Raw genomic sequence first — 417 nt, 5'->3', positions numbered from 1 at the left:
ATCTATGGGCGTGTAAAAACGGAGGAAGCATTAGGTGAAAAGAATTTAATTCCATTCCGTTTCCAGGGGCAGTATGAGGATGAAGAGACGGGATTGTATTATAATCGTTTCCGGTATTATTCGCCAGAGGAAGGATGTTATACGCAGCATGATCCGATTGGATTGGCAGGTGGTAATCCAACTCTGTATGGATATGTTTATGATACATTGTGTGAGCTTGATCCATTTGGTTTAGGCAGAATGCCATCGTGGATGACTACTAGAAAAGGATGGCAACGTCATCATCTTATTCCAGTTAGTGTTTGGAATAAGTATTCTATACCTCAAGAAGCTGGAATGAATGTTAATGGTGCAACCAATATGACCTACTTGCCTGTGGCACAGGGAATAGATTTAGTAAATCCGAATAGTTCTCTT

The 417-nt window shown here is 40.5% G+C and carries 1 protein-coding gene; it reads left to right on the top strand.

The features are described 5' to 3' along the window. Positions 1-417: RHS repeat-associated core domain-containing protein (locus tag DXA60_RS18610; RefSeq protein WP_199536256.1), on the top strand; the 417-nt coding region annotated here is incomplete at both ends.

It is taken from the genome of Roseburia sp. OF03-24 (assembly GCF_003463035.1).
GTDB classification, from domain to species: domain Bacteria; phylum Bacillota; class Clostridia; order Lachnospirales; family Lachnospiraceae; genus Roseburia; species Roseburia rectibacter.
This window is presented reverse-complemented; position numbering and strand designations above follow the sequence as displayed.